Consider the following 22120-nt stretch of genomic DNA (forward strand, 5'->3'; position numbering starts at 1 on the left):
AGGACAGGACCTTGCGCGTGAACCAGTCCATGATCGCCACGAGATAGAGAAATCCCCGTTTCATGGGAATATATGTGATATCGGAACACCAGACCTGGTCAGGCCGATTGATGACCAGATCCCGTAGCAGATATGGATATTTCCGATGCTCCGGATGGGGCACGGTCGTGCGCGGCTTCTGGTAGATCGCCCGCAGGCCCATGATCGCCATGAGCCGCCGGACCCGCTTGCGGCCCACTTCATGTCCCTGGCGGCGCAGATGCCATGTCATCTGCCGTGAGCCATAATACGGCGTTTCCAGGAACTGGGCGTCGATCAGCCGCATCAGCTCCAGATTGGCTTCGCTCTGTGGCACAGGCCGATAGTAGACGCCCGACCGGTTGAGTTGCAGCAGCGTGCATTGCCGGATTATCGGCAGGCATGCTCTCTTCGGGTCAATCATCTGCCGCCTCTGATCACGCCCAACCGAGCAGAGGCATCCCGCAAAAAATCCCGTTCCACCAGCAACTGGCCGATCTTGGCGTGCAGTTTCTCTACATCAGCAGGGCTGACTGAAGGTTCCGTTACTGACTTACCAGAAAAAAGGCTTGCCATGCCTTCGATCGCCTGGCGCTTCCATTGGGCGATCATCGTCTGATGCACGCCATGTTTCGAAGCCAGTTCCGCCAGCGTCAGTTCCCCACGGATCGCCTCCAGCGCAACCCGTGACTTGAACTCTGCCGCATACCGTTTCCGCGTAACCTTGCCCATAAAACCCGTCCTCGTTCAGGCCAGATGATAGCTTATCGCCCTGTCCGAAAAATGGGGACCACCTCTCCCGACTGGAATGAACGGCTACAGGCGGCCAGTCCCAAGTTCGCTGGCAAGATGGTGACAGGCCCGCATGCTTACGGCCATGACGGTCAGTGTCGTGCCCAGCGCCCCGCCAGAGGGAAAGCAGGATGCATCGGTTACATACAGGTTGGGCGCATCCCATGCCTGGCAGAAAGGATTGAGCACCGATGTGGCCGGGTCATTGCCCATCCGTGCGCCACCGCTTTCATGAATGGCGGCGCCCATTGTCATGCTGCGGGGGAACATCTGGCGTATGAACCAGCGTATGGGGAACGGCTTGTCAGGATACAGTCCGGCATCGCCTTCCCCCAGGCCCAGTGGGGATGCCCAGAAATCGACGTGGCCCCCGTGCGCTTCGATCATGTCCGCGCAGTCACGGATCTGCTTGCGTAGCATGGCGCGTTCATTGGCATGCGGAACGCAGCGGATATGGGGCAGGGGAACGCCCCATCTGTCGCGTCGGCGCGGGTCGAGGGTGATCGCATTGTCGCGGTAGGGCAGCATTTCCCCGAAGCCCATTATCGTGACCGGTACATCCGCGCCGTCCGACCTGGCATGGCGGCCGATGGAGCCCTGGAACGTGTAACCGCGCATGAAGGCAGGGTCATGCGCGCCGCAGGCGTTTTCATAGCGGGGGATGTACAGGCCCCCGGTCGTACCAAAAAGCGTATGGGTGGGCAGCGGTTCATCCTGTCCCTCGCGGCAGGATGCAGGCCAGCGTCCGAACATGAGGCTTGGGCACTGGTCCATGAAATAGCGGCCCAGCATGCCGGAACTGTTGCCCAGTCCGTCAGGATGCAGACGGCTGCGCGAGTTCAGCAGCAGGCGCACGCTTTCTATGGGGGAAGCACACAGGACCACGGCCCTTGCATGCGCCACCCGTGCTTCCCCTGTCTGGCGCTGGATATAGCCTACGCCGGTCACGCGTCCCGAGGCCGGGTCCGTCAGGACTTCGCGCACCACGGCATCCGACCGTATTGTCAGCCTGCCGCTTGCCATGGCCGCCTGGAGGGAACTGGACAGCGGGCTGCCATTATGCGGGTTGAAGCGCCATGGCACGACATGCCGGTTCGGCCAGCGGGTCTCGACCGCGGTGCGAAAACTACGTTCTTCCGGGGTAAGGGGGGTCGATTGGGCCATGACGCCATCTGGCGCCGTTTCAATCCCGTCACGGGTGCCGTGGATGCCAAGGAAGGTTTCCACCCTGTCGTACCACGGTGCAAGATCGGCATAGGAAAAGGGCCAGTCCACGCCGCCCCCTGCCTTGCTGGCACCCCTGAAGTCATAATCGGACCAGCGGAACAGGACGCGCCCGAAGGTATGGAGCCGGCCGCCGGTCTGCCGCCCGCGTATCCACAGGAACGGGGCATCCTTTGGCGTGGTATAGCCATGCTGGCGGTCATTGACGAAAAGATGCTTCAGCGTTTCACTGAAAAAGGCCACGCGGGACTGGATATGCTGTCCCGACAGCGTGGCCTTGATGCGGGGGAAAAGCTGTATATTGTCCTGCTTGCCCCCGCGCGGGGGTTTGATGTCTCTGTCCGAAAGCGTGCGTCCGGCCTCGATCACAAGGACGGACAGGCCCTCATCCGTCAATGTTTTCGCTGCAAAACCGCCAGCAGCGCCCGATCCGACGACAATGACATCGTATCCTGTTCCGGTCATATTCCATTCCTGATGGTGCAAAAATAGGGACAGGCCACATGGCTATGTCCGCAGTGCGGTCCATGCACCGTATCGTGCGCCGGATTCCAGCGCGGCTTCGATGAATTCCTGTCCTCTCAGCCCCGCGTCCAGACGTGGCAGCAGCGGCGCATTGTGGCCACCAAGCAGGCCCGCCGTATCGGCATAAAGCCGGGCAAAGGCTTCCAGATAGCCTTCGGGATGACCGCGCGGCAGGAGGGAAGGGGTCGGCACCGCGCTGCCAGCGCGTGCGATATGGGTTTGACAGCCGTCCATGGTTGAAAGGACCAGCGTATCGGGCTGCTCCTGATTCCATTCCAGCCCGGCCTTCTCGCCAAACAGGCGCAGCCGCAGGGCATTGCCGCAGCCGGTGGCAACCTGGCTGACCCACAGGCCGCCTACCGTATCATCGGCAAAGCGGAGCTGGATCTGGGCATCATCGGGCACGGCGCGACCGGCTACAAGGTGCGAGATCCGGGCCGACAGGGCTTCACACCGCAGGCCGGACACGAATTCCGCCAGATGGAAGGCATGCGTGCCGATATCCCCCACACAACCGCCCGCGCCACCGGTACGCGGGTCAAGCCGCCATCCACCATCGCTGTCGGCATCGGCAAGCCAGTCCTGCAGGTATTCGACCTGAATGCCCCTGAGCGCACCCAGCGCGCCTGTCTGTACCAGCCGGCGCGCTTCCCGTACCATGGCATAGCCACTGTATGTATAGGCCATGATCATGTCATTTGTTTTTTCTTCGAAACGAATGGCGAAATGCCGTGCCTGTTCCAGTGTCAGTGCCAGCGGTTTTTCGCACAGCACCGGGATGCCCGCATCCAGAAAGGCCGCGGCCACGGGCAGATGCATGGCGTTCGGTGTAACGATAATGGCAAGGGCAATGCCATCCGGCCGGGCGGCTTCCTCCCGCGCCATTCGTGTCCAGTCGGTATAGGCCCGCGCCGGGTCCAGCCCCAGGGCCTGCCCGGCCTCAAGCGCCTGCTGCGGGTGCCGCGACAGGCATCCGGCAACCAGCGAAAACTGTCCGGTCAGGGCCAGCGCGCGCCGATGGACATCCCCCATAAAGGAACCGGGCGCGCCCCCGATCATGCCGACGGGCCATGTCTTCATGTCGTGCTCCACACTTACAGGCCGAGACAGCGTTGCCGCTCTTGATCGGAGAGGGGACTGGCGGCAAAATCATCAAAGGACTGCCGGGACATCTCGATCATGTGGCGCTGTATGAAGGGGGCGCCTTCGCGCGCGCCCTGTGCGGCGGCCTTGAGGCAGCATTCCCATTCCAGAACGGCCCAGCCGTCATAACCGTATTGGGTCAGGCGTGAGAAAATGCCGCCGAAGTCAATCTGCCCGTCACCGGGGGAGCGGAAGCGGCCCGCTCGGTCACGCCAGTCGGCAAAGCCGCCATAGACGCCCTGCCTGCCGGTGGAGCGGAATTCGGCGTCCTTTACATGGAACGCACCAATCCGGTCATGATACAGGTCGATGAAGGCAAGGTAATCCATCTGCTGGAGCAGCATATGGCTGGGATCATACAGGATGGCGCAGCGTTGCCTGTTGCCCAGCAACGCGGCAAAATGCTCGAAGCTTGTCCCATCATGCAGGTCCTCGCCCGGATGAAGTTCAAAGCACAGGTTGATGCCTGCATCCTCGAATGCGTCGACAATGGGCCGCCAGCGTGCCGCCAGTTCTGAAAATGCCAGATCGATCAGGCCATTGTCGCGTGGTGGCCAGGGGTAGAGGTAGGGCCACGCCAGCGCACCGGAAAAGGTGACATGCGCCTGCAGTCCCAGCCGTGCCGAAGCCCGCGCCGCCAGACCAAGCCGGGAACACGCCCATTGCGTGCGTGCGGCGGCATTGCCCCGTACCGACAGGGGCGCAAAGCGGTCAAACAGGATATCATATGCCGGATGGACCGCGACACACTGCCCCTGAACATGCGTGGACAGTTCCGAGATCACAAGACCGTATTCCGACAGTGTCCCCCGTATCTCATCACAGTAATCCTGGCTGGCTGCGGCCTGTTCCAGATTGAAGACATGATCGAGATGTGTCGGAAGCTGCAGGGCCCTGTAACCCAGGCCCCCGGCCCAGCGGGCCAGTCCGGGCAGGGTGTTGAAGGGGGCGTCCGGTCCGATGAACTGGGCAACAAAAATGCCTGGCCCCTTCATGCCGCACCCTTTTGGGCCAGTGTTTCGATAAACGTCATGCCCCGCCGCAGTGTCGGCACGGGATCAGCGCAGGCATCCAGTTCCAGAATGGGGCCACAGAGCCGCGGCGCACCGGCAAGCTGTTGCGCCAGTTGCCTGAAATCGACCTGCCCGTTGCCAAGTTCACAGAAATAGGCGCGGTGTCGGGTATGGATGTCCTCGGCAATGGGGGTATCAACCGGCATGGCACGGGTCGCGTCCTTCCAGTGCATCGCAACCACCCGTTCACGATGGCGGGCGACAAGATCCACCGGATTGCCCCCTTCCAGAACGATATGGGCCGGGTCCGGACAGAGGGAGACATAGCGCGGGTCGGTCAGCAGCATGAACAGGTCCACATCACGCGGGGCGCAGGCAACGGTGTGGGCTTCCGTATGGATGGCCAGTGTGACGCCATGCCGGGCGGCGGCAAACCCCATGTGGTTGAGCAGCCCGGCAATGGGGGTTGCAAAAGCCAGGTCCACAAAGCCGGGAGGATCGGAAAGGAACGTCCTGCGGCAGGGAAGGCCGGCTACCAGCACGGTTCCCCCCATGGCGGACAGGAAGCGGGCTACGGCCGTGACATCGGCCAGAATCTGTGCTTCGGCATCGGCGTAACGGTCTACCGGAATACGGTCAAGGGCAGGGAAGAAACACGACCATATTTCCAGCCCCCTGATTTCCAGTTCATGTTTCAATGCGGCTTCCGAGGTAAAGGCCGCCACCGCGCCCATCTGGTCGAAGGGGGGGAATGTCAGTTCAATGCCGGTTATGCCCGCCATGTGCAGGGTATCGAGCAGCCGGGTCCAGAATGCCCGGCCATCCGCCTGGGCCAGAGCGGTGATGTCCGCCTCTGTCGTAACACCCCAGAACGCGGGATTGTAGAAGGTAACTAGGTCCGTTCCGATTTTCACCTGCGCATGCTCCCTGAAGCCTGTTCCCGGTGGCTTTGTGGACTGAGTGCAATGAATGCCGGAATCCTACATACAGGAATGCCTCGGGAATGCAAACGTTTGCCGCAACCTGTAATGCATGTGTCAGGTCGACTGCCGAATCACGAAGCTGGGGGCAAGGGCGACAAGGCGGGGGGTTGTGATCCTGCCGTTATGCAGGTCGGTCAGGACCTGCACCGCAACGCGGCCGATCTCCAGCGTGGGCTGGATGACGGTGGTCAGGCTGGGGGTGGTGAACGCGGTATAATCCATGCCATCAAAGCCGGCTATGGCCACATCGTCCGGCACGCGCAGGCCACTGTCCAGAATCGCATGCATGAAGCCCAGAGCCAGTGCGTCGCTACAGCAGATGACGGCAGAGGGGCGGTTTTTAAGGGCCAGGAAGGATTCGGCAGCCTTCTGGCCCGAAGGCATGTCAAAAGGCCCCCCTTCCAGCCGGACCAGTTTCCTGTCCAGTCCCAGCTGGGACAGCCTGTGCCTGACGGCATTGTAACGGACCTGTTCATGGTGCATCCCTTCGGGACCGGACACAAAGGCGAACTGGCGGTGCCCCCGCGCGACCAGATGGTCGACGATTGCAACATATCCATCGGCTTCCTGTGTCATGACGCTGGTCAGGCCGGAGGCCGTCAGATCCCGGAAAATGCTCACGACGGGCAGGATTGTCTCCCCGGCATGCCCATCCGTGGGGGGGAGCCAGTTTTCAACCGCCACCAGCAGCACGCTGTCCGCCACGCCGGTCTGCAGATGCCGGATGACATCGCTGGCCGAAACGGTCTGCCCCAGGCATTGCTGCAGCATGACATTCAGGCCCAGGGATTTCGCTTCTTCACAGACGCCCAGCAGGATCTGGGTGAAAACGGGGGAAATCGCCTGTCCTTCAAAACTGGGCGCCAGGACCAGAATGGTATCCGAGGTGCCACGGCTGAGGTTGCGCGCGGCAATATTCGTTGCGTAACCAAGTTGGGATGCAACTTTTTCCACCAGTCGCCGCGTCTCGGTGCTGACCCGGTCTGGCCGGGAAAGCGCGCGGCTTATTGTGGAAATGTTCAGGCCGGTCTGTTCCGCCAGATCCGCCAGGGTTACACGCTTGGCCACCGTTCCGGTGTCTCCTTAGGTTTTTGCCGTCAATGCCTTGTTTCCGCAGTGTGAGGGGTCGGGCTGCGGGTCCGGTTCGTACCCGGATGGCGATGGTCGACAGGATATGGTGCTTGCGCCTTCAGGTCGAGAGCCGGAGTGAAGATGCATCCCGGATTGATCTGCATCGCGTGCGGGGCAGGAGCGACCGGATGCCGGTGACTGTAGTCAATCCGCAACACCTGCCCTGCAAATATGGGTTTTTACCCTGGCCGCGCCGCGGATCACATGACAGGGAACCGGCATTGCCATCGTTTGCCATACGTTGTCCTAATGCAATGATAATTGGTTATTTTATCTCTCCGCATTGACGATCTTCCGGCAGGAAAAATCAGAAAATACGTATTTTTATTATAAATAAACAACAAAATAAGAAACTTAGTTTTAAAAATGAATCTGCTGCGCGATAGACTCTCTGGCTGGAATCATGGCAATCGTTTCCCGTGTATGCTGTTTCCTGATGACGCGGCCCTGCGTCAGGTCAGGCATACGATCGTTCCAGGTGGGGAGTTCGATATGATTGTGGGTGTTATGCCGCATGGCAGACGTTGGCTATTAGCAACATTTCTTTTCGGTACGACAGGTTTCGTGACGGTAGCGCATGCACAGGTTCCGGACAGGGTGGCGGATACCCGTCATGCATCCCGTCCGGCGCGCCAGCATGTGGCACCAGCCCGGGCTGGTGCGCAGCAGCCCGCGGGGGCGGTACGGTCAACGGCGACGCCGGAAATCCTGAATGTGAATTCAGGCCGTGCGGGCGGCGGCGGGATGATGCGTCGGGAGACCGCATCGCATAGTATCCAGACCGTTACGCGACAGTTCATGGACATGCGCAGCCCGGCCGGTACGGCACTGGATATGGTAAAAAACCTGCCCAGCCTGAATGTGTCCACCCAGGATACATCGGGCATGACCGGCGGTTCGATTGAAAGCCGCAGTCTGAACGATGGGGACATGGCGCTGCTGATTGATGGCGCGGTTGTGACATCGGGTACGGAATATATTCAGGAAGATATCGATACCGAAAACATGGACCGTATCGAAGTCACGCCCGGCACGTCAGCCATTGACCAGCCGGTAACGTCGGCAGCGCTGGGGGTGATGAATGTCGCAACCCATACACCCAGCCATAAATATGGTGGTCTGGTTGATTTCTCCTATGGTACCAATGACATGTCGCGGCAGTTCATCCGTCTGGAAAGCGGTGACATTGGCAGGACCGGCCTGCGCACGTTCTTTTCATTTTCGCATACACATGCCGATAACTGGATTGGTGCCGGTGCTTCTGACAAGAAACATATCGATTTTGGCGCGCAGAAGGATATCGGCACCGATTCCTACATAAAGTTCTTCGCATCCTGGAACCAGGAGCGTTACGGGATCTATAATTACCCCACAGCCGACCAGTTTTATGCCAAGAAGCATGGAACCGGTACATGGGGCGGCAGCAGTGACCCGAACAGCACCGATTTCTGGGGCAGTCATCGTGAAGGCCCGTGGAATGAACTGTTTCTTACATTGCCGGTCCATCTTCGCCTGACCCATCGGCTGCAATTTGATCTTGTACCCTATTTTGCCTATGGCCGTGGATGGAGTTCGTCTTCCTCGGGCGAGGCCGGTTCGGGCCTGACCTACGCCAATGGCACCGCTGTCTCCCCCACCCAGCTTTCGGTCAATTATTATGACCAGCGTACGCCCACCACCGGGGCCACGGTCAAGCTGACCTATGATGTTTCTCGTCATAATCAGGTCACTTTGGGGTACTGGTACGGCTATACACAAAGCAGGCAGTGGGGGCCAAACAGCGCGGTAAACCAGAATGGTTTTGCTATTGACCCTGACAACCTGTCGACCGCGTATTTCAGGGACGGACAACGCGACTATTCCGCAAACCAGCAGACGGGTGACCAGATACATGCGCTGTTCATCCAGGACACGGCCCGTTACCTGCAGAACCGTCTGGTGGTGTCGGCCGGGTTCAAATTTGCCATGATCAATTACTGGTTCAATAACTACCTTACCCACGCCAATATGGGTTCCAATTCCACTGTGCCGCTCCCCCGTTTTTCAGTATCTTATGAAATCAACCGTCATCATCAGATTTATGTGGATGCCCAGGGTGACTTTCGTGCGCCCGATCCCAGCAATCTTTCACAGAATGCCGCGTTGCCGCGCAATCAGTATTCCATCAAGGAGGAACTCGGGTATCGATATAACAACCGTTACATGATGCTTGATCTTTCCCTGTTCAATTATGCGATTACAAACCGTTTGCTGAGTGTCTATAACGCCAATAATTCATACAGCACGATCAATGCCGGTAATCAGACGGCGCGTGGTTTTGATATCATGCTGTCTACACACCCGATACATCACTTCAGTCCCTATGTTTCATTCGAATACCTGAATGCCCATCAGGACTCAAATGTCCAGTACGGCACGTCCTACCTGCCGACCAGGGGCAAGGAAGCCATCATGGCCCCCCATGTCATGGCCAATTTTGGCCTGACCTATGATAACAAGCACTTTTTTGCCAATGCGACCGTCCATTACACCGGTCCCCAGTCCGTCACGCTGGTGGGGGATGAGCGGATACCGGGCTACGTGACGGATACCATTTCACTGGGTTACCGGTTTTCTCCCTTCCTGGTGGCAAAGTCACCGACGTTCCGGCTTAATTTCACCAATCTGACCGGCTCGATGGTGCGCACGGGAACAACTGGGGTTACGGATAACTATCATGCCGTAACGCTGCTGAATGGCCAGCGTATTGCGGGCTCGACAGGGGCACAGTTCTATGTGGAACCACGCTTCAGCATGACAGGAACCATTTCCACGGCATTTTAAAGGCTGCGCGGGCGTGCACAGTCCGGGTGTCGCCTTTGTATTGACAGGCGATACCCCGTAAATATTTCATGAAAACACCATACAGGCCTTGTGCGATATGCTTGGCACAGGCCTGTTTTTCCGCATGGCAGAGCAGGACGATGCCTGCGGGAAAGAGGCAGTAAACTGTATTAACATTTGAAAAAGAATATTCTCTTAGCATTTTTCTTCCTCGCCCGGAGGAAATCAGTTCTACTGCTTCGAGAATGGTCATGAACAATCAGATTGCTTCCATCCGCACCCGGCTGCAGACAGGAGACTGGACTTTCGGCCCGGGTGCGGGCAGGCCCCTGACCACGACCATGCGCTTTGGACCAGATGGCGGCATCGTGGGGCATGAACATCCGAACGAAGCCAGGTGGGATATCAGGCGCGGCCGCCTTGTCCTCTATAACATGCATGCGGTACCCATGTGGCAGCAGGTCCGGGCAGGGGATGACGGGGCAATCGTTCTGCAGGCCGTGTCGGACCCGGACATGTATTCTTTACTTCGGCCGACCATCAAGATTTCCGCGCCCATGAAGCCTGCCGGGTTTCTGTTTCCGCGCGAGTTGAGTGTAACGCCTGCGGGAATCAGCCGCGTACTTCTTGTCGGCTCCTGTCTGACCGCCCTTTATTATGAACAGTTCAGCCGCCTGTATCCTGACATACGGTTCGATTATATCGCGTTCAATTACGCGGGCAGCCTGCCGGACCAGCCACCGGCGGCGGCAGACGGTTATGATTTTCAATATGTCCAGATTCCACTGCGGTCAATCCTGACGGACAGGATCATATGGGCAATACGGCTGGGCCAGCCGGGTTTTCTCAGACAGATCCGTGAAGATGGCTATGGCATTCTGGATACAATGCTGGATTCCGCGCTGGGTTATAATCGGTCTCACGGCCTTCTGACATTTGTCGCCAATTTTGCCGTTCCGCAGATGAACATAACGCTCTCATTGGATGAGAGGCACGGGGCGGGTGATCTTGCGCAGGTTGTCCGTGACCTTAATGCCTATCTTGCACAATGCATCCGCAAATATGACAATGTCATATTGTGTGATGTCGATGCCATAGGAAACAGTCTGGGAAAGCAGTACTTCCTGGATGACATGGTGTATTTCTATTCTCATGGTGCCAGTTTCTTTCAGGATGAATGGGACCGTCCGCCCCATCACCGTATCGAAGCCATTCCGGCGCTTGATACGGTCTATGAATCCCATCAGGCGGAACTGCTTGCTGCCGTTTATGAGCAGATGGTCTCAACATACCGCACGGTCCGGCAGATGGATCAGGTCAAGGCGGTCATATTCGATCTGGATAATACCCTGTGGCGCGGGCAGATTGCCGAGGACTATCGCCCCGACCGTCAGCCCTGGCCCAGAACGGATGGCTGGCCACTGGGCATATGGGAGGCAATCCATCATCTGCGTGCCCGTGGCATTCTGGTGGCGATCTGTTCAAAAAATGACCTGGCTCTTGTGCAGGACAGATGGGACAGTGTTGTCCAGCCCGGTTTCCTGTCGCTGGATGATTTTGCGGCCGTTCGGATTAACTGGCAGCCCAAACCGGAAAACATTCAGGAAATATGCAATATATTCAACATAAAGACCCGGAATGTCGTATTTGTTGACGATAATCCGGTCGAACGTGAATCCGTGCGCGCCGCACTGCCCGACATACGGGTGATTGGCAGTAACCCCTATCTGGTGCGTCGCATTCTGTTATGGTCGGCAGAGACCCAGGTCCTGCATCTGACAGATGAATCCGCACGGCGTGAAGTCATGGTTAAAGGACAGATTGCGCGCGAACAGGTCCGTAATGCAAAAACCCGTGGGGAATTCCTGGACTCTCTTGGTACGGAAGTCAGTCTTTCCCGAGCGGATCATGAAGCAGACCGGAATCTGGGCCGCATCATGGAACTGACCAACAGGACAAACCAGTTCAATACGACAGGGAAGCGGTGGACCCATGCGGAAATAAAAGAATTCCTGTCAGGCGGCGGCTTGATTTTTACGTTCTCCGTAAAAGACAGATTTGCCGACTATGGCCTTGTGGGGGTTGTGTATGTGCTGGGGCATACCATCATGCAGTTCCTGATGAGCTGTCGCGTCATGGGGATGGATATAGAGTATTCGGTCCTGGCTGGCATTGTGAATGCAATACGTAAGGGCACGCATGTCGGAGCCGTGAATGGTGTTATGATAAAAAGCAGGGATAACGGTCCATGTCAGGCATTATATGAAACCGCTGGCTTTCATTGCAGGAATAATGATGGCTCCGGTTCCATGATGTTTTCCATCGAAGGAAATGAAACCTGTATCGCGCCGTCCCACATAACGCTGAAAATGTGAAATCCGCTCTGGAATACAGTTACAGTAACTGCCCCGCGTATGCCTGTGTTCAGGAAATGTGCGGGGCTGAGAATATGCAGTAGTCATGTGGAACAGAAAAAACCGGCCGTGCATGCGGTATCTGCCGGATGGGCCATGTCAGGCTCCGGCTGGCCAAATGCGCGCATGCACGGACGGGGCCTTCAGATCAGTCCGTAGCGTTCCAGCAGGGTATCGATTTCAGTACCATCCGTGATGTGGCGCAGAAGGCCTGAAGCCGGAACCTTCTTTCCATCCCGCAGTTCCGCAGCCGCCTGCAGCAGCATGCGTATATCATATACACTGCCAAAAACTTCCGGCACGGCACGATCAATGTCCAGCAGTGTATAGACCGCTTCCATCGCGGTGCGGACGGAATATTCCGTTGTAAAGACGGTATCGCGCGGGGTTTCGGCAAACTGGCCGAGGAAGGCGAGGTTGCGGCTGCCATCCGGCACCACCTTTGGCCGGTCGCCTGTCGCACGCGGCATGAACTGCGCGGTAATGAAGGGCATCATGCACGGGTGGGTGATCGCACCCGTGGCGGCCATGTCATCAATCCGGTCCTCGGGCACGCCCATATGGAACAGCCATTCGCGGGTGATTTCCTCTCCCGTGCAGTCCTGCATGGGTTTTTTTACGTAATCGCCCGGCACGTTGCTGAACAGGCCATACAGCCACGCCACCATCTGCCCTTGCGGCTGGCCCTTGAAATGCGGCTGCCGGCTGACGACCCAGCTCATCAGCCACGCGGAATCCTTTATGGTGATGGGGCCTCCCGTAACGGTGCGGCCGGAAAACGGGTCACGCCCCGTCACCTCATGTACCAGGGCAGGGATGCGCGTATCCAGCGTGGTGACGGTGGCGGATTCCCAGCGTGATCGCGTGGTATCGCCACAAAACACGTCGGGCCGCCCGAAGGCCGGGTCCTGCGCTGCCATGTTGCGCCATAGCTGCCAGACATTGCCCTCCCCGATGGTGGTATCCAGCGGCGCGGGCGTATGGTGGTCGCCCCAGCGGGCGTTTTCCACCATGGAGCCGTTGGTGACGAAAGCCAGGTCATCTGCACCCAGATCCGTATGGCCGGACTGCCCACTTTCCAGCCAGTCAATGCGGGTCGCAACCTTTTTTGCGCCCGTGGTATCAACAAGAACGTTGGTTACCCGCACCCCATGGCGAAAGATGACGCCCTGACTGACAAGCCATGTTGCCAGGGGGCGGCTGAGGGATTCCTGCTGGTTGAATCTTGTAAATTTCAGTGTGTGCAGGTCTTTCAGCCCCAGTATCTGGTGGACGAAGCGGGCCAGGTAACGCTTCATCTCGATCGCGCTGTGCCATGTCTCGAACGCGAACATCGAGCGCCAGAACAGCCAGAAATTCGATTTCATGAAATCGTCGGACAGCACATCGCTGATGGTCCTGCCATCAAGCGTTTTTTCATCGGCAAGGATAAGGGCAATGATTTCCCGCCGTGCCCTGCCGGTCAGGGTCAGCCGGTCCCGATCCGGCAGTTTCTGTCCCCGCCCGCACATGGCGCGGATCGGGCTGCTGCTGGGATCGGCCCGGTTGAGGCGATAGAACTCATCCAGCACCGAAGCGTCAGGTTCCTCCAGCGAGGGGATGGAGCGGTAGAGATCCCACAGGCACTGGAACTGTTCCTCCATTTCCCGGCCGCCACGGATAAGCCAGCCGGTTTCGCTGTTGCCCGCGCCATCCAGCGCCCCGCCGTCGGCATCCGATGCCTCGAGGATGGTGATCCGTGATGGTGTCATGCCCGCATCACGGATCAGGAAGGCGGCAGCCGCCATGCCCCCCAGCCCGCCGCCCACGATCCACGCCGAGCGGTTCCCGATCCCGGCAGGTCGGGCCGGGCGTACAAAGGCTTCAAAATTGCTGTGGGCGTATCTCATGAACTGCCTGCCTCTGCCTGGCGCGGTCGTGGGCGACCATGTGCCATATGGTAAATGTTGCCGATTACAACAGGCGTCTTTGTCAGGGCTGTCGTTGACGTGCGTCAACTGCGCGCGGGTGGGATACAGTGTTGTCCGGCAGGGTAAGGCCGGTTGCCCTTCGTCCTGATGGCGGAAGGCATGGGTATCGGGCCTTATCCCATGCAGGACAGGCATACAGGGCATGCCAGCATTGTGACTGATGCAGTTATGGATGGGGGCGCCAACGATGATCCCGCGCTGGCGTAAGGCACGGGTGGTGGGCGGCACGGCCTTCCTTTTTTGCCCGGCCGGAACACGAACAGGGTTTTGACTGGCTGTTCGTTGATGAAGCCAGGCAGGCGGGACAGGCCGTGCGGGGCAGGGGGTATTGCAGGCCCCACCCCGCGGCGGGTCGACGTCCCGCCGGTCAGAGGTCCGCGCTGATCGAGAATTTGAAGGTCTCGGGGTCCCCCATCACCAGATCGCTCTCGTAAACCGAAGCCCAGTAGCGCTGGTTGCCGATGTTATCGACCTCAAAGCGTGCCGTAAGCGGTTTGCTGGCGGCAAGGAACGTGTAGCGTGCGCCCAGATCGAACCGGGACCACGCGGGCAGGTGCGTCGTATTGGCATTGTTGAACTGCTGCTTGCCCGTGCTGATGACACGCCCGACCAGCGTCAGCCCCTTGATGAAGGGCACGTCATATTCAAGATTGCCGTTGATGGTGTAGTTCGGCACGCCAATGACCGTCTTGCCATCATAGGTGCCGCCGGCCGTGTGTGTCTGCTTCGCGTCGATCAGCGTAAGCCCGCCGTTGAAACGCAGGCCGCGCAGAATCTCGCCATTGAATGTCAGTTCCATGCCCCGGTTCCGCTGCCGGCCATCCTGCGTGTAGATTTCCTGCCCGGTATTGCCGTATGCCTCGGTCAGGCCATAGGGCATGGACGTCTGGAAAAAGGCGACCCCCGCGGCAAAGCGGCCGATATCGTATTTGGCGCCGACTTCGTACTGGGTGCTCTGGTAAGGGGCGAAAACCTGCCCGGCATTGACATAGGTCGACCCCACCGTCTGCCCGGCGGACAGGCCCTGGATACGGTTGAAATACAGGGCCGCATGCCGGACCGGATGGATGACCAGGCCGATGACCGGGGAGAACGCCGCCGCATCGTAATGGGTGCTCAGCTTGCCCGTACCGTAGGCGAAGGAATCCGACAGGATATCCTGATACCGGAAGCCCCCCGTAAGCGCGATGCGGTCATGCCAGAATGTCATCGTATCGGACAGGAACAGGCTGTACAGCTTGTTCCATGACACGCGTCCGGGATTGTTCAGGATGCCCCCGCTATAGGTCTCGGAAGGAGTGAACTGCGTGGGGTGGTAGATGTTGCCCGCCTGGGAGACCAGGCTCATGGAATAGGCGGCATCCGATTCTTCCCATATGGCTGAGCCGCCCGCATTGATCTCGTGTCTGATCGGGCCGGTGGTGACATGCGCATGCACGCCAGCCTGCGTGGCCTCGTTCATCACATTATAGGCGTCGGCCATGGCTCCGACGGTACCGGCACCGGTTACGGAGTTTGTGAGCGTGGTGGTGGCGTAGTTGCCCATCTCGTTGCCGCTCTGGGCGCCGAATTTGCTGTAAGCGGTGATGTGGCTGCCAAAATCATGTTCGACATTGAACGTTCCGAACAGATAGGACAGATCGGTATAGGCCCAGCGCTGCCCCCAGTTTTCGGAAGGGGAGGTCGCCTTGGGCGCAGGCATGTCCGTTGCCAGGCTGGAGACGATGATCGCGCTGCGGCCACCAAAAACCTGCTGTTTCTGGTAGTTCATGTTCATGTTGATGCGTGTGTCGTCATTATGCCAGTCAAAGGCGACACCCAGGGCCACGTCATCATGCCGCTCGCCCTTGATCGCTGTCTCGCCATCCATGCCCGCGGCGTTGAAGCGGAAGCCGAAGGCCCGGTCCTTGCCAAAGCGGCGGCTTATGTCAAAGGCGCCACCACCCTGGCCGCTGCTGGTGTAGTCACCGGTAATGCGCGTAATGTCCGTAGCACCTGCCCGTTTGGGAATCAGGTTGACATTGCCCCCGATGGCCGACCCGCCCGGTGCCGCACCGTTGAGAAAGGCGCTGGCACCGTTGAGCACCTGCACGGAATCGTAAAGCTGTGGCGAGACAAGCTGGCGTGGCGTCACGCCATACAGCCCGTCAATCGCCACGTCATCGCCATACAGCGTGAAGCCGCGGATCTGGAACAGCTGGGCGTAATTGCCATACCCCATGGTCGTGCGCACGGTGGGATCGTTGAGCAGCACATCCCCCAGTGTCTGTGACTGCTGGTTCAGGATCAGGCTGGAATTGTAGCTGCGGATGTTGAAGGGTACATCCAGCCCCTTCTTGTTGCCCAGTGCGCCCAGATCGCCGCCGCTTGTCACATACATGCGGTTTCTGCGTGCGGCGGTCACGACAATATCCTCGTGCCTGCTGTCCGCATTGCCGGCATCCGTTGTGCCGTGCGCCGCAGTGCCCTGACCTGCGTTCCTGGCGCGAGCGGCGGGGTGGCCTGTGACTGTCCCGGCGGCTGGCTGCGACCTGCCTGTTACCGGCGGCACCTCATCAGCCAGGGCGATGGAAACCGCAGGACCTCCAGCCTCCGCCAGGAGGCTGGACGCGCAGATTGTAACCAGAAGGGACGCACGCAGGCTCATTTCATGACTCGCATAGTGACAGGACTCGCCCGCTTATCACGCAAGTGATAATGAATTGCAATGTCAAAAAAGTCCTGTTGCAGAATGCAACAATTCATGAATTCCATACGATATGGTCCAAACCCCCATCCGATGTTCATTCATGATATTCAGAATCAGTAACGGACAGGATGGTCCGTCCGCCAGCGGGAACCGTGGTGCGCGCCCTACCCATTGATAATGATGGAGAAGGCAATATCATGAAGGCTTCTGCAAACCGCCGGTACCAGCAACCGGGCAATACGGTCGGCAAGCCAGTCCATGGCCGTGGGGACTGCCCTGCCGATGGGGCATTCACATGAAACACTGGAGCCTGGCGACCCGCATTGTCAGCAGTGTCCTGAGCGTGGTCACCGTAAGTCTTCTTGCCCTTAGCATGGCTGTGGCCGGTTTCACCCGGTACGAGATAACGGAGCGGCTGGACAATTCCCTGCAGGAAGTGTCCGAACGCCTGCAGGCCACGACCGTCACCCATCTGCAGGGACCACGACCGGACAATGTTGCCTGGGTGCCCGATGTCGGCCCAAGGACGCTTGCCTATCAGGTCGTGGACCGCAGCGGGCATGTCGTGCTGCGGTCCCAGAATGCGCCCGTGCAGCCCTTCGTGGCCGACATGCGCACGGGCTTTGCCAACACCCCCACCTTCAGGGTATATGTCGCGGCGCCCACCACCACGGCCTATCGTGTGCTGGTGGGGGAACCCAACCTGCACCGCCGTGGTGCCACATGGCGTGCCACGGCCATGGCGGTTGTGCCGATACTGGTTTTCCTGCCTGTCATATGGGTGCTGGTGCGCCTGATCGTGCGGCGTGCGCTGCGTCCGCTGGACCGCCTGCATGATGAGATGCAGTCGCGTGGCAGCGGCAACCTGCGCCCCATTGCATCGCTGGACCTGCCGGTTGAACTGATTTCCATCCAGCACGCCGTCAATACCCTTCTGTCCCGGCTGGAAACGGCACTTTCCACCGAACGGGCCTTTGCCGCCAGTGCGGCCCACGAACTGCGCAACCCCATTGCCGCCCTGCTGGCACAGGCCCAGGTACTGGAAACCGCCGTGGCCCCCGACCCGGCCCTTGTGGCCCGTGTAAGGGTGATTACCACGCGTACGCGCAGGCTGGGCCGGACCGTGGAAAAACTGCTGCAGTTCTCACGTGCCTCGTCCGGCATGGCCTTCCGGCGTGAGCGTGTGGACCTGCTGCCGATCGTACATATTCTTATTGATGACATGGACCCGCCCGCCCGGGACAGTCACCGTATCGAAATGGATACGGCGGACATGAAAGCCTTCATCATCCACGGTGACATGGATGCGCTTGGCATCCTGTTCCGGAACCTGATCGAGAATGCCCTGATCCATAGCGCGCCAAGCCAGCCCGTGCGCCTGACACTGGAGCGGGACGGGCGCGTGCTGATTGCCAATGACTGCGCCCCCCTTCCGCCATCGGTGGCTGCCCGGCTGACAAACCCGTTTGTCCGTGGCGCAACCCGCGTGCAGGGAAGCGGCCTGGGCCTTGCGATTGCAAATAATATTGCCCGGCAGATGGATGCGGAACTGCGGATTGCCTCGCCTGTTCCGGGCAGCAGCCGGGGCTTTGTCGTATCGGTCCGTTTTCCTGCTGTCGAAATCAGTTAGGAACGCGACGGGATGGACCGTATGCAGGGGGACGCGCTTTCCGGTTCTGCCTGGCATGATGAATATGTGGAAACCATACCCGTAGAAGGGGGCTTGTACGGATTTGTGTTTAAAAACATTAAGTAATCGTCAGATTAAAGAATTCAAATACATAAATTTTAATGGTTTTTTCATGGATATGTTTTTGTATCCTGAACAGAGGGTACAGTGCCGCGTCAGGTTGACGGAACCGTTGCATCCCATGCATGCAAGAATCCGGTAAGATAAAAATTTCAAGTTTAAAGTATTTATAAAAAATCAATGACACGCTGCGTATCACACTCTTTTTGAAATTCTTTAGGTAACGAAGGCGTCACTCCCCATTTCGTGTGTTGATGACAGGGGAGAATAAATTTTAAAAAACATTTCATGTTTCGTATCCCGAAAATAACAGGATGCGCATCACCTGATTGGTTTTACCATTTATACAAAAATTTCTGGCTTCTTATGTGTGTTGTGGTCAGTTTTTATTGTAACCTGTCATGGGCGCGCAAACCTGTTCCCGACCATGCTGCACGGACACAGTCCGGTTTACTGGTGTCGCAACCGCATGCGGAGGCGCGTGAAACGCCCGCGGCGCCGCATGCCAGTGTTTCTACCCGTCTTAACAGTATTTTCAGGACCGAAGGACTGTCCATCCTGCTGACCAACCGCGAGGATGCGCTGCGCGTGCGTGACCTGTCGGCCGGGTATTATGCGTCATCCGAGGCACCAGGCCATATCCTGCCCCAGATCGGGGCCTTGCGTTCCCGTCTCCAGAACCGGGGGATCACCTTCGCCTTTACCTACAAGGGTGAGGCCATGGCCGATGTGGGGGGCGGCATATCGCGTGGCATGGATTATGTTCATGAACTGACACTGCAGACCCAGTTTGACCTGGGCCGCCTGTTCGGTTTTACGGGCTGGACGGTCCACACCCTGCTTATGGAACGTGTGGGCCGCGAGGTCTCGCATGACCGGGTGGGTGATTACAATATCAGCCTGATGGAAGTGTACAGCCTGTCCGGTCACTCGGTGGCGCACCTGACCGATATGTACGCGCAGAAATCCTTCCTGCACAACACGGTTGACCTGGCCTTCGGGCGCATGGCGCTGACCCATGTGTTTGCCACGTCACCGCTTCTGTGCAGTTTCATGATGACGTGTTCGGCCCCGGTGGCCATCAAGCTTGACGCAGGCTTCAGTGTCTATCCCAAGGCGACGTGGGGCGGCCGGGTGCGCCTGCGCCCAACGCGCGACACGCTTGTCCAGATCGGCGCCTACAGTGTCAGCCCGTTGAACGAGGACATAAGCGGCTGGGCATGGGCAGGAGAAAAAAGCACCGGGCTCATGATCCCGGTTGAATTCGCGTGGCAGCCCTTTTTCGGTCCCCGGAAACTGCCTGGCCATTACGTGCTGGGTTTTGCGCACGACACCACCCGCTATGCCGATAATATTGGCGATGTTCCGGCCGGCAGCGCCATACGACCCCACGGGGGGGAAGCCCGCGATACCTTCTATCTGGAAGCCGACCAGATGCTATACCGCAAGGGCGGGGCCAGCCAGATGGCGGGTGGATATGTCCTGGCCGGTTATATCCACAATACGCCCGATGTATCGGTCATATCGGATGAATTCTATGTCGGTTCATCCCTTCTGGGCATTATTCCCCATCGCCCGCATGACCGCTTTGGCGTGATGTATTCCTATTACCGCATGAGTCCGCGTACCGAACTGGGCCAGCAGCTGCGCATGGATGCGGGCATGGCGCTGGGCGCCCATGTCAATGGGCCACAGACCCATGCCGCCGTGCTGGAAGCCTATTACGGCGTGCCGGTCTATCCCGGAATCCTGGTCCAGCCCGAGTTCCAGTACATGATGCGCCCCGGCGAGACCGCGCACATTCCCAATGCCGAAGTGGTGGGGCTGAAAGTTATCGGCACCCTGTAACCCGTTCCCGATGGAACAGGAGGAGACACGACATGTTCACCGTCCTGAAATCACTGTTTTCGCGCACGGCCGCGCCGGATGCGGCCCATGACCCCCTTGTCCGGCAGTTGCGCCGGATTGTGGGAGATGCCCATGTCCTGACCGATCCGGCGCAGACGCTGCCGTTCCGCCGGGGGTTCCGCTTCGGGCTGGGCAAGGCGCTGGCGGTGGTCCATCCCGGCACGCTGGTGGAGCAGTGGCAGGTGGTGCAGGCCTGTATCAGGGCGGACAGGATCGTGCTGATGCAGGCGGCCAATACCGGCATTACCGGTGGCTCGACCCCGGACGGGGATGATTATGACCGTGATATCGTCATCGTAAGCGGCATGCGGCTGAAAAAGATATTCGTCATTGGCGGGGGCAGGCAGGTGATCTGCCTGCCGGGCGCCACACTGGACCAGCTTGAGCGCACGCTGGCCCCGCTGGGGCGTGAACCGCATTCGGTTATCGGGTCATCATGCATCGGGGCGGCGGTCTTTGGCGGGGTCAGCAACAATTCCGGCGGTGCGCTGGTACAGCGTGGCCCGGCGTTTACCCAGATGTCGGTATTCGCGCAGGTGGATGACAGGGGCACGCTGCATCTGGTCAATCACCTCGGGGTTGAACTGGGAACGGACCCGGAGGAGATACTGGGCACCCTGGATCATGGCGTGATTGCCGAAAGCGCCATAAACTGGAACGCAGGGAAGGGACATGACGACAATTACGCAACCCATGTGCGTGATGTCGATGCCAATACGCCCGCCCGCTACAATGCCGATCCCGCCCGCCTGTTTGAAGGGGCGGGATGTGCGGGGCGCATGGCGCTGTTTGCCGTCCGGCTGGATACGTTCCCGGCTGAACGCAATCCTGCCGTTTTCTATATCGGGACCAACAACCCCGATGAACTGGAAGATATCCGCCGCCATATCCTGACCGCGTTTTCCGAACTGCCGATCGCGGGTGAATACATCCACCGCGATGCGTTCGACATTGCCGAGGAATATGGCAAGGACACGTTTCTGATCATCCGTGCCATCGGCACCCGCCGCCTGCCCATGCTGTTTGCGTTCAAGAACCGTTTTGACCGGCTGACCGAACGTTTTCCCTTCCTGCCCGGCAACATGAGCGACCGGCTGCTGCAGGCCGCAAGCCGCCTGTTCCCCCGCCACCTGCCCAAACGCATGTATGACTTCCGGGACCGCTTTGAACATCATCTCATGCTCAAAGTCGGCAGCCATCTGGAAGCGGAGGCACGGACATTCCTTGACGGTTTCTGCGCACGCGGTGGCACGCGCTATTTTGCCTGCACGCCCGATGAGGGAGCAAAGGCCTTCCTGCACCGCTTTGCCGCGGCGGGTGCCGCCATCCGCTACCGCGCCACGCATCACCGCACGGTGGAGGATATCGTGGCCCTGGATGTCGCCCTGCGCCGCAATGACCGCAGATGGAAGGAAACCCTGCCATCCGGCCTGGACCGCCAGCTGATCGTCAAGCTGTATTACGGGCATTTCCTGTGTCACGTCATGCATCAGGACTATATCGTGCGCAAGGGCAATGCCTGCGCCCCGATCGAGGCCCAGATGCTTGCCCTTCTGGACCAGCGTGGCGCGCGCTACCCGGCGGAACATAATTACGGGCACCTGTACGCGGCGCCGGAAGCACTGCAGCAGCATTACCGCGCGCTTGATCCTTGCAACTGCTTCAATCCCGGTATCGGCAAGACCACCAAGCGCCGCAACTGGCAGGCGCAGAGCATGTCCTGACCGCCTTTCCATT

13 protein-coding genes and 1 pseudogene are annotated in these 22120 nt (G+C 59.0%); 5 read left to right on the forward strand and 9 right to left on the reverse strand.

Annotated features, from left to right (window positions below; translation table 11 throughout):
* The 6 genes and pseudogenes from CFR78_RS12325 to CFR78_RS12350 all read right to left on the reverse strand — a co-directional run.
* A pseudogene (locus CFR78_RS12325) lies at positions 1–750 on the reverse strand (IS3 family transposase); the annotation flags it as partial.
* Positions 751–834: 84 nt separating this feature from the next.
* Complete coding sequence (locus CFR78_RS12330) at positions 835–2499, reverse strand: GMC oxidoreductase (RefSeq protein ID WP_034930143.1); 1665 nt, start codon at positions 2497–2499, stop codon at positions 835–837.
* Positions 2500–2541: 42 nt separating this feature from the next.
* Positions 2542–3639 (reverse strand): Gfo/Idh/MocA family protein, encoded by a 1098-nt coding sequence (locus CFR78_RS12335; protein WP_034930163.1) that lies wholly within the window; start codon positions 3637–3639, stop codon positions 2542–2544.
* Between the two features lie 14 nt (positions 3640–3653).
* Positions 3654–4697 carry a sugar phosphate isomerase/epimerase family protein gene (locus tag CFR78_RS12340; RefSeq protein WP_034930146.1) on the reverse strand — a complete coding sequence of 348 codons (1044 nt, stop codon included), beginning with the start codon at positions 4695–4697 and terminating at the stop codon, positions 3654–3656.
* The gene (locus CFR78_RS12345) at positions 4694–5629 is read right to left on the reverse strand and encodes a sugar phosphate isomerase/epimerase family protein (RefSeq protein WP_034930148.1); all 936 of its coding nucleotides are present in this window, start codon (positions 5627–5629) and stop codon (positions 4694–4696) included. Before CFR78_RS12345 ends, CFR78_RS12340 begins: the two co-directional genes overlap by 4 nt.
* A gap of 123 nt (positions 5630–5752) precedes the next feature.
* Positions 5753–6766 carry a LacI family DNA-binding transcriptional regulator gene (locus CFR78_RS12350; RefSeq protein ID WP_007397977.1) on the reverse strand — a complete coding sequence of 338 codons (1014 nt, stop codon included), beginning with the start codon at positions 6764–6766 and terminating at the stop codon, positions 5753–5755.
* A gap of 570 nt (positions 6767–7336) precedes the next feature.
* Here CFR78_RS12350 and CFR78_RS12355 point away from each other — a divergent pair.
* Positions 7337–9652, forward strand: a complete 2316-nt coding sequence (locus tag CFR78_RS12355) for a TonB-dependent receptor (protein WP_084149661.1) — start codon at positions 7337–7339, stop codon at positions 9650–9652.
* On the opposite strand, the gene CFR78_RS16050 is transcribed toward CFR78_RS12355, so the two are convergent.
* Positions 9618–9905, reverse strand: coding sequence for a hypothetical protein (locus tag CFR78_RS16050; protein ID WP_146221289.1), 288 nt, complete (start codon positions 9903–9905; stop codon positions 9618–9620). The two genes, CFR78_RS12355 and CFR78_RS16050, sit on opposite strands and share 35 nt — an antisense overlap.
* Before the next feature lie 634 nt (positions 9906–10539).
* On the opposite strand from CFR78_RS16050, the gene CFR78_RS12360 reads away from it, so the two are divergent.
* Positions 10540–12027 (forward strand): HAD-IIIC family phosphatase, encoded by a 1488-nt coding sequence (locus tag CFR78_RS12360; protein WP_240471385.1) that lies wholly within the window; start codon positions 10540–10542, stop codon positions 12025–12027.
* A gap of 182 nt (positions 12028–12209) precedes the next feature.
* On the opposite strand, the gene CFR78_RS12365 is transcribed toward CFR78_RS12360, so the two are convergent.
* Both CFR78_RS12365 and CFR78_RS12370 read right to left on the reverse strand, forming a co-directional pair.
* Positions 12210–13955, reverse strand: coding sequence for an oleate hydratase (locus tag CFR78_RS12365; RefSeq protein ID WP_034930150.1), 1746 nt, complete (start codon positions 13953–13955; stop codon positions 12210–12212).
* 448 nt (positions 13956–14403) lie between these two features.
* The gene (locus tag CFR78_RS12370; protein ID WP_034930153.1) at positions 14404–16683 is read right to left on the reverse strand and encodes a TonB-dependent receptor; all 2280 of its coding nucleotides are present in this window, start codon (positions 16681–16683) and stop codon (positions 14404–14406) included.
* 337 nt (positions 16684–17020) lie between these two features.
* On the opposite strand from CFR78_RS12370, the gene CFR78_RS12375 reads away from it, so the two are divergent.
* The 3 genes from CFR78_RS12375 (at position 17021) to dld (ending at position 22107) form a co-directional block, all read left to right on the forward strand.
* The gene (locus CFR78_RS12375) at positions 17021–18355 is read left to right on the forward strand and encodes a sensor histidine kinase (RefSeq protein ID WP_034930155.1); all 1335 of its coding nucleotides are present in this window, start codon (positions 17021–17023) and stop codon (positions 18353–18355) included.
* 486 nt (positions 18356–18841) lie between these two features.
* The gene (locus CFR78_RS12380) at positions 18842–20323 is read left to right on the forward strand and encodes a carbohydrate porin (RefSeq protein WP_110581199.1); all 1482 of its coding nucleotides are present in this window, start codon (positions 18842–18844) and stop codon (positions 20321–20323) included.
* A 32-nt stretch (positions 20324–20355) separates the two neighbouring features.
* Positions 20356–22107 (forward strand): D-lactate dehydrogenase, encoded by a 1752-nt coding sequence (dld, locus tag CFR78_RS12385; RefSeq protein WP_181417540.1) that lies wholly within the window; start codon positions 20356–20358, stop codon positions 22105–22107.
* Positions 22108–22120 lie beyond the last annotated feature (13 nt).

Source organism: Komagataeibacter rhaeticus (assembly GCF_003207855.1).
GTDB lineage: Bacteria > Pseudomonadota > Alphaproteobacteria > Acetobacterales > Acetobacteraceae > Komagataeibacter > Komagataeibacter rhaeticus.

Excerpts from the sequence above, each read along its gene's own strand:
- CFR78_RS12375 (WP_034930155.1), top strand. The coding sequence starts at position 17,021 with ATGAAACACTGGAGCCTGGCGACCCGCATTGTCAGCAGTGTCCTGAGC.
- CFR78_RS12335 (WP_034930163.1), bottom strand. The coding sequence starts at position 3,639 with ATGAAGACATGGCCCGTCGGCATGATCGGGGGCGCGCCCGGTTCCTTT.
- CFR78_RS12380 (WP_110581199.1), top strand. The coding sequence starts at position 18,842 with ATGTGTGTTGTGGTCAGTTTTTATTGTAACCTGTCATGGGCGCGCAAA.
- CFR78_RS16050 (WP_146221289.1), bottom strand. The coding sequence starts at position 9,905 with ATGACCATTCTCGAAGCAGTAGAACTGATTTCCTCCGGGCGAGGAAGA.
- dld (WP_181417540.1), top strand. The coding sequence starts at position 20,356 with ATGTTCACCGTCCTGAAATCACTGTTTTCGCGCACGGCCGCGCCGGAT.
- CFR78_RS12360 (WP_240471385.1), top strand. The coding sequence starts at position 10,540 with ATGCTGGATTCCGCGCTGGGTTATAATCGGTCTCACGGCCTTCTGACA.
- CFR78_RS12370 (WP_034930153.1), bottom strand. The coding sequence starts at position 16,683 with ATGAGCCTGCGTGCGTCCCTTCTGGTTACAATCTGCGCGTCCAGCCTC.
- CFR78_RS12340 (WP_034930146.1), bottom strand. The coding sequence starts at position 4,697 with ATGAAGGGGCCAGGCATTTTTGTTGCCCAGTTCATCGGACCGGACGCC.
- CFR78_RS12330 (WP_034930143.1), bottom strand. The coding sequence starts at position 2,499 with ATGACCGGAACAGGATACGATGTCATTGTCGTCGGATCGGGCGCTGCT.
- CFR78_RS12365 (WP_034930150.1), bottom strand. The coding sequence starts at position 13,955 with ATGAGATACGCCCACAGCAATTTTGAAGCCTTTGTACGCCCGGCCCGA.
- CFR78_RS12355 (WP_084149661.1), top strand. The coding sequence starts at position 7,337 with ATGCCGCATGGCAGACGTTGGCTATTAGCAACATTTCTTTTCGGTACG.